At 59.4% G+C, this 12,794-nt stretch carries 12 protein-coding genes; 10 read left to right on the top strand and 2 right to left on the bottom strand.

Annotated elements, in window-relative coordinates:
- Positions 1-22: 22 nt before the first annotated feature.
- Entirely contained in the window at positions 23-538 is a 516-nt protein-coding gene (gene msrB / locus QN399_RS02025) for a peptide-methionine (R)-S-oxide reductase MsrB (RefSeq protein WP_330200491.1), read from the bottom strand.
- Positions 539-708: 170 nt separating this feature from the next.
- Here msrB and QN399_RS02020 point away from each other — a divergent pair, with 170 nt between their 5' ends.
- Positions 709-1,431, top strand: a complete 723-nt coding sequence (locus QN399_RS02020) for a response regulator transcription factor (protein WP_322179706.1) — start codon at positions 709-711, stop codon at positions 1,429-1,431.
- The gene (locus QN399_RS02015) at positions 1,428-2,891 is read left to right on the top strand and encodes a HAMP domain-containing sensor histidine kinase (RefSeq protein WP_322215680.1); all 1,464 of its coding nucleotides are present in this window, start codon (positions 1,428-1,430) and stop codon (positions 2,889-2,891) included. The genes QN399_RS02020 and QN399_RS02015 overlap by 4 nt, the downstream gene beginning before the upstream one ends.
- Here QN399_RS02015 and QN399_RS02010 read toward each other — a convergent pair.
- Positions 2,888-3,814: a LysR family transcriptional regulator gene (locus QN399_RS02010; RefSeq protein WP_322179704.1), complete on the bottom strand. Its 927-nt coding sequence runs from the start codon at positions 3,812-3,814 to the stop codon at positions 2,888-2,890. The two genes, QN399_RS02015 and QN399_RS02010, sit on opposite strands and share 4 nt — an antisense overlap.
- A 125-nt stretch (positions 3,815-3,939) precedes the next feature.
- Between QN399_RS02010 and QN399_RS02005 the strand changes: the two genes are divergently transcribed.
- The 8 genes from QN399_RS02005 (at position 3,940) to dctM (ending at position 12,691) form a co-directional block, all read left to right on the top strand.
- Positions 3,940-4,779: a MaoC family dehydratase N-terminal domain-containing protein gene (locus QN399_RS02005; RefSeq protein ID WP_330200490.1), complete on the top strand. Its 840-nt coding sequence runs from the start codon at positions 3,940-3,942 to the stop codon at positions 4,777-4,779.
- Between the two features lie 60 nt (positions 4,780-4,839).
- Positions 4,840-6,003 (top strand): acyl-CoA dehydrogenase family protein, encoded by a 1,164-nt coding sequence (locus QN399_RS02000; RefSeq protein WP_322179702.1) that lies wholly within the window; start codon positions 4,840-4,842, stop codon positions 6,001-6,003.
- A 7-nt stretch (positions 6,004-6,010) separates the two neighbouring features.
- On the top strand, positions 6,011-7,357 hold the full coding sequence (locus QN399_RS01995) for an MmgE/PrpD family protein (RefSeq protein ID WP_330200560.1): 1,347 nt from the start codon (positions 6,011-6,013) through the stop codon (positions 7,355-7,357).
- Complete coding sequence (locus QN399_RS01990; protein WP_330200489.1) at positions 7,354-8,559, top strand: CaiB/BaiF CoA-transferase family protein; 1,206 nt, start codon at positions 7,354-7,356, stop codon at positions 8,557-8,559. The genes QN399_RS01995 and QN399_RS01990 overlap by 4 nt, the downstream gene beginning before the upstream one ends.
- A gap of 59 nt (positions 8,560-8,618) precedes the next feature.
- Positions 8,619-9,437 carry a CoA ester lyase gene (locus tag QN399_RS01985; RefSeq protein ID WP_322179700.1) on the top strand — a complete coding sequence of 273 codons (819 nt, stop codon included), beginning with the start codon at positions 8,619-8,621 and terminating at the stop codon, positions 9,435-9,437.
- Positions 9,438-9,692: 255 nt separating this feature from the next.
- Positions 9,693-10,685 carry a TRAP transporter substrate-binding protein gene (locus tag QN399_RS01980; RefSeq protein WP_322179699.1) on the top strand — a complete coding sequence of 331 codons (993 nt, stop codon included), beginning with the start codon at positions 9,693-9,695 and terminating at the stop codon, positions 10,683-10,685.
- Positions 10,686-10,775: 90 nt separating this feature from the next.
- Positions 10,776-11,408, top strand: a complete 633-nt coding sequence (locus QN399_RS01975; RefSeq protein WP_322179698.1) for a TRAP transporter small permease — start codon at positions 10,776-10,778, stop codon at positions 11,406-11,408.
- Positions 11,408-12,691 carry a C4-dicarboxylate TRAP transporter large permease protein DctM gene (gene dctM / locus QN399_RS01970; protein WP_219060643.1) on the top strand — a complete coding sequence of 428 codons (1,284 nt, stop codon included), beginning with the start codon at positions 11,408-11,410 and terminating at the stop codon, positions 12,689-12,691. The genes QN399_RS01975 and dctM overlap by 1 nt, the downstream gene beginning before the upstream one ends.
- Positions 12,692-12,794: the final 103 nt, after the last annotated feature.

Here is a 12,794-nt window from a genome sequence, read left to right as displayed (position 1 = left end):
TCGCTGTGGGCTGAGTCATGGCTCATGCCGAACCTGGCTTGAATGTCATGGCCACGCCGTTCATGCAGTAGCGCAGCCCGGTCGGTTCGGGGCCATCATCGAACACATGGCCAAGATGGCCGCCGCAACGACGGCAGTGCACTTCGGTGCGGACCATGCCAAGCGCCATGTCGCGTGTTTCTGCGACGGCATGTTCGAGCGGGGCATAAAAGCTTGGCCAGCCGGTATGACTGTCGAATTTGGTGCTGGAGGAAAACAACTCAAGCTGGCATCCGGCACAGGAAAAGCGTCCGGTCCGGTGTTCGTTGTTGAGCGGGCTGCTGCCCGGCCGTTCGGTTGCACTGTGGCGCAGTACCTCGAATTGATCCGCCGTCAGTAGCGCGCGCCACTCGGCCTCGGTGTGCGACACCTCGAAGACTTCACCGGTATTGGCCGTTCCGCCCGACGTCGCGGCCAGGGCGCGCCAGTCGAGGAGTCCTGTCGCCGCCAAGGCGACGCCAGCCGTGCCGCAAAAAAGAAACCATCGTCTGGATTGCATAGGGTTCACTTGGAAGGAGTGGGCGTTGTGTCATTGTTTTTCGCGGGCAGTCACCAAGTCCTCACGCAAAGTTAAATTAATTGTGATAAATGGATTCGATGGAATCTTGCACAATGGCTTTCCCGTCGCGTCCCCCGCGCGTCGGCGTCACCCATTCCAGAAGGCTGATAATGGATACGCCCAAACGTGTATTGATTGTCGAAGATGATCTGCAGCTCGCAGGCTTGTTGCGCCTGCATTTGCAGGACGAGGGCTACGCAGTGACGCATTGCGCCGATGGCAATGCCGGGCTGGCGCAGCTTGAGCAGGGCGGCTGGGATGCCCTGATCCTGGATTTGATGCTGCCGGGCGTGGACGGTCTGGAAATCTGCCGGCAAGCCCGTGCCATGGCTCGCTATACGCCAATCATTATCACCAGTGCCCGCTCCAGCGAGATGCATCGGGTGCTTGGGCTCGAACTGGGCGCTGACGATTATCTGGCCAAACCCTTTTCGATGCTGGAACTGGCGGCAAGGGTCAAGGCGCTGTTGCGCAGGGTGGACGCCCTGGAAAAAAACATGAGAACCGTCGCTGGCAAGATTGAGCTCAACGGGCTGTCGCTCGATCCCGTGACGCGTCAGGCCGAGGTCGATGGTAAATACCTCGAACTCACGCCGCGTGAATTCGACCTGTTGTATTTCTTTGTGAAAAATCCTGGAAAGGTATTTTCACGCATGGACTTACTCAATCAGGTGTGGGGCTACAAGCACGATGGCTATGAACATACCGTCAACACCCACATCAATCGTCTGCGCGCAAAAGTCGAGGTTGATCCGGCGGAACCTAGCCGCATCCTGACCGTTTGGGGCCTGGGTTATCGCTTTTCGCCGGACCGCGTGAGGCCTCCTGAATGAACCTGACGCTATTACAACGCCTGTCCGTGGCGTTCGCGATCTTGCTGTTGGCCTGTTGTGGGGCGTCGGCGTGGTTGCAGATCCGGGCCAACGACCTGCATGAAAAGGAAGTGGTGCAAGGCTTGTCGCGTGGCTTGGCTGACAGTATCGCCCGCGACAACAACATGATTGGTCCCGGTACTCTCAAGGTTGAGGACATCCGCAGGCTGTTCAGCAAGCTAATGAACGTCAATCCCAGCGTCGAAGTCTATTTGCTGGACAGCGCGGGCCGTATCACGGGCGACGATGCGCCAGCCGGGCACCTGAAGCGCGACCGCGTCGACCTCAATCCTCTGCACCGCTTGCTGGACGGGCAGCCACTGCCAATCCTCGGCGATGATCCGCGCAGTGTCGACGGCCAAAAGGTTTTCAGCGTCGCCGCGCTGCACGATGGGAGCCAGGATTTGGGCTACCTCTACGTGGTATTGATGGGCGAGGCGCATGACCTCATTTCTGCTCAGGTGGCTGCCAGTTCGGTGTTGCGCACGACGTTATGGTCGATGGCGCTGGTTGCACTGCTGGGGCTTGTGGCGGGGCTGATGGCATTTCGGATGATTACCCGGCCACTGCGCCGACTGACCGACACTATGCGCCACTTCGATACCCAGGCGGAACCGGTCGCGTTGCCGGTAACCGCAGAAGATGGCGCCAGTCGACGCGATGAAATAGCCGTGCTTGAGGCCAGTTTTAGCCAGATGGCTGCTCGGATTGCCGAGCAATGGCGCACCCTGACGCAGCTGGATCAAGACCGACGCGAACTGGTGGCGAATATTTCCCATGACTTGCGCACGCCGCTGGCGTCGTTGCATGGCTATCTGGAAACCCTCTCGTTCAAGGGCGCAACGCTGAGCGAGGCCGAGCGGCAGCGCTATCTCGCTGCGGCCCTGAGTCAGAGCGATAACGTACGTCAACTGGCGCAGGCGTTGTTCGAGCTGGCCCGGCTGGAGCATGGCGCTGTGCAACTGGTGGTCGAAGATTTTTCGCTCTCCGACTTGATTCAGGACGTCTTTCAGAAATTCGAATTGATGGCCGAAGCCAGACAGTCGCGGCTGGTGGCGGTATTACCGCGCTCGTCGTCCATGGTGTCGGCCGACCTGGGCATGATCGAGCGGGTACTGACTAACCTGATCGACAACGCGATCCGGCATACCCCGTCGGGCGGGACCATCGAGGTGGCGCTCAAGCATGAGGCGGGCAAAGTAATTGTCACGGTCAGCGATACTGGGCCGGGTATTCCTGCGCGACTGCTGGAAAACCTGTTCCGCCGACCTTTCAGTCAGGCGGGCGACCGGCGCTCGGGAGGGCTCGGCCTGCTGATCGTGCGGCGCATTTTGCAATTGCACGACGCTCAGATTCGTCTGCTGTCGGCGCCCGGAAAAGGCGCGATTTTTTGTTTCGAACTCACGGCGGCGGGGGCTTAGCCGAGCGCCGGTACCGCGTCGTCGGTTGTCACTTCGGGCGCATCCGGCATCAAGGTTGCGATCAGCGCGCGCACCGTGCCTGGCAAGGCGTCCAGTTCGCGGACCAGGATACTGCGTTCGCGAATCGCCCAGGGTTCGTCGAGTTCGACAATCGCCAGTTGCATGGTGCGGCTGTGCCGGGCAGCGGCGGACTCGGGAATAATGCCAATGCCCACGCCAGCTTCGACCATGCGGCAGATGGCCTCGAAGCTGGACACCTGAATCCGCAGCGACAGGTTTTGCCCCAGTCGCTCGACATGATCACGCAGGAAACTCAGGAGCGTGCTGCCTTCGTGCAGGCCTATATGCTGGAAGGCCAGGGTCTGTTTAAGGGTGACCGGTTTCGGGCTGGCCAGCGCATGCCCCACGGGGACGGCCAGCACCAGACGGTCGGTGCTGAAGTGCATCACCTGTAAGCCAGCGGCTTCCACCGGACCGGCAATGATGCCCATGTCGGTGGTGCCATCAAGCACGCCGCGCACGATGTCCCGTGACAGGCGCTCCTGCAGGTCGACGGTTACCCCCGGTCTTTTCGCCAGAAAACCTGCCAGCACTTCCGGCAGAAACTCGGTCACTGCTGTGGTGTTGGCGAAGATGCGGATGTGCCCGGCGGAATCGGTACCGTAGCGGGTGAACTCGGATTTCAGGTAATCCACCTGACGCATCACCAGTCGCGCATGCTTGAGCAGGCGGTGACCGGCGGGTGTCAGCTCTACACCACGGCTGTCACGGTACAGCAGGCGAGTATCGAATTGGCTTTCCAGCGCCTTGATCCGGGCGCTGGCCGCCGCCGGTGACAGAAACGCCCGCCGCGCACCCTGGGTCAGGCTAGGCGATTCGCCAATGTGGATGAACAGGCGCAGGTCAGCCAGATCGAAGTGCATCATCGTCTCTCATTTTTATTAGCGTTCAGCATTTATGAACGCTGGCTTACGAAAATGCAAATTCTCAGAATGCCCAGCGCCTTGCATTATCCTGGCATAACAACAACTGCCCAGGGGTAACCCGCATGAGCGTTTCAGCTAGCAGCACCGACTTCACTGCGTGGATCGGTCGCACCGAAGAAGCCCAGGATCACCTGAGTCGCAATTTGATCAAACGTATTGCTGCCACCTTCGGTGAAGATATTCCCACCGATGGCGATGCTCTACCGCCACTGTGGGCGTGGTGCTTCTTTCAGGAACCATTGGCAGAGTCCCTGCTGGGCACTGACGGTCATCCAGCACGCGGCGGCTTTCTGCCACCGGCCGATAACCGCAATCGCATGTGGGCGGGCGGTCGTATCGAGTTCTTCGAACCGCTGCGGGTCGGCGCCGACGCCCATAGGCTGTCGACCATCACCCACATCGAAGAAAAGCACGGCCGTACTGGCGCGTTGTTGTTCGTCACCGTGCGCCACGATTATTCCCAGGACGGGCGATTGGCGATTCGCGAAGAACAGGACATCGTTTACCGCGAGCCCAACCCGCCGAAGCAAAGCAGCGGCGAAGCCGTCCCCGGGGGCGACTGGAGTGAGACTGTCGTGCCGACCTCGACGTTGCTGTTCCGCTATTCCGCCGTGACCTTCAACGGCCACCGTATTCATTACGACTACCCCTACGTCACCGGCACCGAAGGCTATTCCGGCCTGGTGGTGCACGGTCCGATGATCGCCACCTTGAGCTTGCGTGCGTTCTGCCGGGCCAACCCCGAGGCGCGTCTGCGCCGTTTCGCCTATCGCGGCGTGCGCCCGTTGATTGCCCCGCAACCGTTCAGCGTGGGCGGCCGCTTGCTTGAACCTGGCAAGGCGCAGTTATGGGCCGGCAATGACGCCGGTATCGCCCAAAGCGCTGAAGTCGATTTCGACTAAATCCAGTGGACAGTCCCGTTAGATAAGCCCGTGTCCGTGCGGACCCATGAGAGCCAATCGATGAACCCCAACGATAACGAAGAACTGAATGCCATCCGCGAAGGCGTGCGCGCCCTGTGTGCCGAATTCGATGCGGCTTACTGGCGCAAGGTCGATGAAGAGAAGGGCTTCCCTGAAGCGTTCGTCAAGGCGCTGACCGATGCCGGCTGGCTGGCGGCGCTGATCCCGACCGAATACGGCGGCTCGGGTCTGGGCCTGGCCGAAGCGTCAGTGATCCTTGAAGAAGTGAACCGCTGCGGCGGTAACTCTGGCACCGTTCACGGCCAGATGTACAACATGTTCACCCTGTTGCGTCACGGCAGTGAGGCACAGAAGAGCTATTACCTGCCGAAGCTGGCCAGCGGTGAATTACGCCTGCAATCCATGGCCGTCACCGAGCCCACCACGGGTACCGACACCACCAAGATCAAGACCACTGCGGTGAAGCAGGGTGACAAGTACGTGATCAACGGTCAGAAAGTCTGGATCTCGCGGGTCCAGCATTCGGACCTGATGATCCTGCTGGCGCGCACCACACCGCTGACTGAAGTGAAGAAGAAATCCGAAGGCATGTCGATCTTTCTCGTCGACCTGCGCGAGGCCATTGGCAACGGCCTGACCGTTCAGCCCATCGCCAACATGGTCAACCATGAAACGAACGAACTGTTCTTCGACAACCTGGAACTGCCCCTCGACAGCCTGATCGGCGAGGAAGGTAAAGGCTTTCGCTACATCCTTGATGGCTTGAATGCCGAGCGTACGCTGATTGCCGCCGAATGCATCGGCGACGGCCGCTGGTTCATCGAAAAAGCCAGCGCCTATGCCCGTGATCGGGTGGTGTTCGGGCGACCCATCGGCCAGAACCAGGGGGTGCAGTTCCCGATTGCCGAAGCGCACATCGAGATCGAAGCTGCCGACCTGATGCGCTGGCGTGCCTGCGAGGAATACGACAGCGGCAAGAATGCCGGAGCCAGCGCCAACATGGCCAAATATCTGGCGGCCAAAGCATCCTGGGAAGCGGCTAACGCCTGCCTGCAAACCCATGGGGGTTTTGGCTTTGCCTGCGAATACGACGTCGAGCGCAAGTTCCGTGAAACCCGTCTATATCAGGTCGCGCCGATCTCGACCAACCTGATTTTGTCCTACGTCGCCGAGCATTTGCTCGAACTGCCACGCAGTTTCTGAGGAGCCGATCATGAGCCATACCCAAGCATTGGCCGGCTTCCTGGCCGACCTGAACTACGAGCAGGTGCCAGACGCCGTGCTCGACCGCACCGAAGACTTGTTTCTCGACTGGCTGGGCTCGGCGCTGGCCAGCCAGGGTTCGCACCCAATTCCGCTGTTCGAGCGTTATGCGCAGCACATGGGGCCAGCCGATGGCCCGGCGAAAATACTGGTGAGCGGCCGTGGTACCTCGGCGTATTTCGCCGCGCTGGTCAACGCAGCTTCCTCGCACCTGGTCGAGCAGGACGACCTGCACAACAGCTCGGTGCTGCATCCGGCCACGGTGGTGTTCCCCGCCGTGCTGGCGGCGGCTCAGGACCTGGGCAAGTCCGGTCGCGAATTGTTGCTGGCCTCAGTGGCCGGTTATGAGGCCGGGATTCGCATCGGCGAGTTCATGGGTCGTTCTCACTACAAGATTTTCCATACCACGGCCACGGTCGGTACCCTCGCGGCAGCCGTTGCGGTCGGCAAGTTGCTGGGCTTCGATAAAGAGCAATTCATCAACCTGTTTGGCAACGCGGGCACTCAGGCTGCCGGGTTGTGGGAGTTTTTGCGAGACGCCGCCGACTCGAAACAGCTGCACACCGCCAAAGCCGCTGCCGATGGTTTACTCGCAGCGTACATGACCCTCGATGGCCTGACCGGTGCACGCAATATCCTCGAAGGCGATCAAGGCATGGCCGCAGGCATGTCCAGCGATGCTGATCCGAGCAAGCTGTCCGACCGGTTGGGCAGCCGTTGGGCGCTGGCCGAGACCTCGTTCAAGTTCCACGCCTCGTGCCGCCATACTCATCCGGCTGCCGATGCGTTGCTCCTTTTGATGCAGCGCGAGGGGCTGACTCATGATCAGATCGAGCATGTCACCACCCGTGTGCATCAGGCCGCTATCGATGTGCTTGGGCGGGTTGTGGTTCCGCAGACGGTGCATCAGGCCAAGTTTTCGATGGGCGCAGTACTCGGTTTAATTGCAGTGCACGGCAAGGCCCAATTGACCGAGTTCCAAGCGTTTGCCCTGACTGATCCTGCCGTGGCAGCGTTCCGCGAGAAAGTCAGCATGGCGCTGGACAGTGAAGTCGACGGTGCCTATCCGGCGCGCTGGTTGGGCCGTGTGGTGGTCACCACGACGGACGGCCGCACCCTATCCGCAGCTATCGACGAGCCCAAGGGCGATCCGGGCAACACCCTGTCGCGTCCTGAACTGGAAGAAAAATTTCAGCGTCTGTTGGCGTTCTCTGGCGCACGCACGCCGGAGCAGGGCCGAGCGCTGATTGAAAAGGTCTGGCAGCTGCGCAATGCGGCGGAGGTAACCCTATGACGACTCAACCAGCCAATCCTCGTCCGCTGGACGGGATTACCGTGGTCAGCCTCGAACACGCGATTGCAGCGCCTTTCTGCACCCGGCAGCTGGCTGATCTGGGGGCGCGAGTGGTGAAAGTCGAACGCCCCGGCAGCGGCGATTTTGCTCGGGGCTACGACGAGCGCGTGCGTGGCCTGGCATCGCACTTTGTCTGGACCAACCGCTCCAAGGAAAGCCTGACCCTGGACCTCAAACAGGACGAGGCGGAGGACATTCTTCAGGCCCTGCTTGGCAAGGCCGATGTTTTGGTGCAGAACCTGGCACCGGGTGCTGCGGCGCGCATGGGGTTGTCGTTCGAAGAGCTGCATGAGCGCTTCCCTAGGCTGATCGTCTGCGACATTTCCGGCTACGGTGAAGGCGGGCCTTATGAAAAGAAAAAGGCCTACGACCTGCTGATTCAGAGCGAGGGTGGCTTCCTGTCGGTGACCGGCGGGCCGGGCGAAGACCAGATGGCCAAAGCCGGTTGTTCCATCGCCGACATCTCGGCGGGCATGTATGCCTACAGCGGGATTCTGTCGGCGCTGTTGCTGCGCGACAAAACCGGGGTGGGTAGCCGCATTGACGTGAGCATGCTGGAAAGTCTGGTGGAGTGGATGGGCTACCCGATGTACTACGCCTTCGAAGGCGCCCAGCCGCCACCGCGTGCTGGAGCTTCGCACTCGACAATTTACCCGTATGGTCCGTTCCCGACCAAGGGCGGCGACACGGTGATGCTGGGTTTGCAGAACGAACGCGAGTGGGCGCTGTTCTGCGAGAAGGTGTTGCTCGACACTGCGCTGACCACCGATGAGCGTTTTTCGGCGAACTTCAAACGATCGGAAAATCGCGAGGCGCTGCGCCAGATCATTGTCGATGGTTTCGCCCAACTGACGGTGGAAGAGGTCGTGACCCGGCTGGAAGAGGCGCAGATCGCCAACGCCCGGGTCAACGATATGCAGGGTGTGTGGGAACACCCGCAACTCAAGGCCCGCGACAGCTGGCGCGAAGTGGACAGCCCGGCCGGCAAGCTGCCGGCATTGCTGCCGCCAGGGCGCAACGCTGGCTTTACCCCGCGCATGGACCCGGTGCCGGGGCTGGGCGAACACACCGGTAGTATTTTGGGTGAGCTGGGCTTTTCGGCTGAAGATCAGGCGCGGCTGCAAGCGGCAGGGGTGGTCTGAGACCTCCACACCGTGCTCCCACAGATTAATTGGGCCTCCCCAAGAAAGAGGAAATAGCCATGTCCGGTTCCATTGTCCGCTCTGCACTGTTTGTGCCCGGTAGCCGACCCGAGCGATTCGCCAAGGCGCTGGCTGCGGGTGCCGATGCGGTGATTGTCGATTTCGAAGATGCAGTGGAAGAATCGCTCAAGCGCCAGGCTCGGGATAACCTGGCGGCTTTTCTGCAAAGCACTCCGCAGGCCTCGGTCTGGGTTCGGGTCAATGCCCCGGAGCACGCCGAACACCTCGCTGATCTGGCGTTCTGCCAACGCCATTCAGGGGTTATCGGGGTGTTGCTGCCCAAGGTCGAGAGTTCTGCCCAGGTAGCTGCAGTGGCGGCCACCGGCAAGCTGATCTGGCCGATCATCGAGAGCGCTCGTGGCCTGTTGGCGCTGGCCGAGATTGCTTGTGCCAAAGGCGTTCAGCGCTTGTCGTTTGGCAGCCTGGACCTGGCGCTGGACCTGAATTTGAGCAACGGCACTCGGGCTGCACAATGTGTACTCGATCAGGCGCGCGTCTTGTTGTTGCTGCATTCGCGTGGCGCGGGGTTGTTGCCTCCCCTTGATGGCGTGCACCCGGCCATCGACGACCCAGAGGGGCTGCACCAGTCCGTTCGTCATGCTTATGAGATGGGTTTTGCGGGCGCCTTGTGCATTCACCCGAAACAGATTTCGGTGATTCACCAGGCTTTGGCCCCGTGTGCTGAAGACCTGGCTTGGGCGCAACGCGTGCTGGACGCGGGTGCTGATGGCGCAGGCGTATTTCAAGTCGACGGGCAAATGGTCGACGCGCCGGTCTTGCTGCGCGCTCAACGATTATTGGCCCTGACGCTTATCTAGAGGGTAAGAGCTGTCTACGACTTTAGTCGTAACATCGTTGTACGATAACTGCTTTGGGTCAATAGTCTTCGAGGGTTTATCCCCACGCCACAGGGGCTTCAGAGTCGACCATGGGTACAAAGTGCCAGCGTTCAGCTAAACCAAACGCTGGATTATAAAAATGCAAATTCTCTAAACGCGCGGCCTTGTGCATCTTTGTACCAGCGCTTTAAAAGCTCCCTCAAAAATAATCACAACAATAAAAAGGTGAAATCGATGTTGAAGGTGACCCGCGCGCTCCTATGCGCCGCCGCAGTGTCCATCGCCAGCCTGACGCAGGCAGCCGACCCCATAATTATCAAGTTCGCTCACGTCGTGGCTGAAAATACGCCCAAAGGGCAGGGCGCTTTGCTGTTCAAGAAACTCGCCGAGGAACGTCTGGCGGGCAAGGTGAAAGTCGAGGTCTATGCGAACTCGTCCCTGTTCGGCGACGGCAAGGAAATGGAAGCATTGCTCTTGGGTGATGTGCAGTTATTGGCTCCGTCCCTGGCCAAGTTTGAGCAGTACACCAAACAGGTGCAAATCTTCGACCTGCCATTCCTGTTCAATGACCTGGCAGCGGTCGACCGTTTTCAGCAAGGTCCGCAGGGCAAAGCGTTGTTGACCTCCATGGACGACAAAGGCATTCACGGGCTGGCCTATTGGCACAACGGCCTGAAACAACTCTCCTCCAACCAGCCTTTGCGCGTGCCTAAAGATGCACGCGGCCTGAAGTTCCGGGTCCAGGCGTCCAGCGTGCTCGAAGAGCAATTCAAGGCCGTACACGCCAACCCGCGTAAGTTGAGCTTCGCCGAAGTCTATCAAGCGTTGCAGACCGGTACGGTCAATGGCACCGAGAACACGTGGTCGAATTATGAAAGCCAAAAGGTCAATGAAGTGCAGAAGTACTTCACTGAATCCAACCATGGCTTGATCGACTACATGGTCATCACCAACTCCAGGTTCTGGAACGGCCTGCCAGTAGATATCCGCACCGAGTTGCAAAAAATCCTCGACGAGGTCTCGATTGAAGTGAACAGGCAAGCTGAAGCGCTGAACCAGAGCGCCAAGCAAAAAATCATCGACGCCAAAACCAGCGAAGTCATCGAACTGACCTCCGAGCAACGCGCGGAATGGCGAAAAGCGATGCGTCCAGTATGGGAAAAGTTCTCGGCTGAAATTGGTCCCGATCTGATCAAAGCTGCTGACGACTCCAACAAAGCACCTTGATGTTTACCGACAACTGATCGGTACAGACAGCAATGTCTGCGCGGCCGTTCTGATCTGAGCGGCTGCTCTCTCTACGTTCGGAGAACTTCTATGCAATCGCTGACGCGACTTTGGGAGCATCTGGAGGAAGCCGTTATTGCCTTCCTGCTGGCCGCCATGACCCTGGTTACATTCGTCTACGTGATGTTCAACAACATCTATACGTTCTTTTACACCCTGAGCGACAAGTGGGTGGTGAGCAGCGCTTTTTTCTCGAGTATCGGTGACCACTTAATGGGGATTGCCCAGGAAATGACTTGGAGTGTGGCGCTGACCAAGGCGCTGTTCGGCTGGTTGATTTTCTTTGGCATGTCCTACGGAGTGCGTACCGCCGGGCACCTGGGTGTGGACGCATTGGTCAGGCTGACGCCACGGCGCATGCAACGCCTGCTGGGAATGCTCGCGTGCGTGTGTTGCCTGGCTTACGCCGGATTGTTCGTGGTGGCCAGCTACAAATGGGTGTCGGCCGTGTTCATCGCCAATATTGGTGCTGAGGACCTCGATCAGTTCGGCATTAAGGTCTCGTACATCGCCGCGATCGTGCCCCTTGGTTTCGGCCTGGTATTCATCCGGTACGTGGAAATTTTCTGGCGCATCTTCACCCATCGTCAACTCGGTCTCGGGCTGGCAGATGAGGCGGCCGAAGCGAGCAAACTCGCCAGTTCGAGCGAGGAGCACCACTGATGACGGTTCTTTGTCTGTTCCTGCTGCTGTTCGTTTTTATGTTCCTGGGCGTGCCGATCGCGATTTCGCTGGGTCTGTCCGGGGCGGTTTCCATCCTCTTGTTCAGTCAGGACTCGTTGAGTTCGCTGGCGATCAAGCTGTTTGAAACGTCTGACAGCTACACCTTTCTGGCGATCCCATTCTTCCTGTTATCGGGCGCGTTCATGACCACCGGCGGCGTTGCGCAACGCCTGATCGACTTTGCCAACGCTTGCGTCGGGCACATTCGTGGAGGATTGGCGATTGCCGCTGTGCTGGCCTGCATGTTGTTCGCGGCATTGTCTGGCTCCTCTCCGGCGACGGTGGCTGCCGTTGGCTCCATCGCGGTGGCAGGCATGGTGCGCTCCGGTTATCCAAAAGAGTTCGGCGCAGGCATCATCTGTAACGCGGGGACGCTAGGCATCCTGATCCCGCCGTCCATCGTCATGGTGGTGTACGCCGCCGCGACTGAAACCTCGGTGGGCAAGTTGTTCATCGCCGGCATTGTCCCCGGGATTTTGCTCGGTGTGATCTTGATGGTGGTGATCTACATCGTCGCCAGGGTCAAGAAGTTACCGGCACAGCCACGGGTCAGCTTTCGTCAGTGGTTGCACACCGCACGGCGTGCATTCTGGGGCTTGCTGCTGCTTGTGATCATCCTCGGCGGTATCTATAGCGGCATGTTCACCCCGACGGAAGCAGCGGCGGTGGCAGCAGTCTATTCGGCCTTCGTTGCGTTGTTCGTCTACAAGGACATGCGGTTCCGTGACTGCCCGAAAGTGTTGATGGAGTCCGGACGGCTGTCGATCATGCTGATGTTCATCATCGCTAACGCCATGCTCTTCGCCCACGTCCTGACCACCGAACAGATTCCGCAGCAAATCACGACATGGGTGATTTCCGAAGGCCTGACGCCCATTGGTTTTCTGATCATGGTCAATATCGTATTGCTGGTGGCCGGCAGCTTCATGGAGCCGTCGGCCATCGTGTTGATCCTGGCACCGATTTTCTTCCCGATTGCCATGAAGCTGGGCATCGACCCGATCCATCTGGGCATCGTCATGGTGGTGAACATGGAGATCGGTCTGGTGCACCCACCGGTGGGACTGAACCTGTTCGTCACCTCGGCGGTAACCGGGCTGACCCTCGGCCAGACAATCCGGGCCGCCATGCCGTGGCTGATGATCCTTCTGGCGTTCCTGATCTTGGTGACCTACGTCCCCTTCATCTCGATGGCCCTGCCCAATTGGCTGGGGATGCCTTGACCCGTTACTGAGAGCGCAGTGCCTTGACCCCTGTGAACTTAGGTTCTCAGGGGTTTTTTTAGCAAGGATGTAGTTGCTCTATCCTTCGCATATAGTGTCCTTA

The sequence above is a fragment of the Pseudomonas sp. 10C3 genome (genome assembly GCF_036346185.1).
Classification (GTDB): Bacteria; Pseudomonadota; Gammaproteobacteria; order Pseudomonadales; family Pseudomonadaceae; genus Aquipseudomonas.
This window is presented reverse-complemented; position numbering and strand designations above follow the sequence as displayed.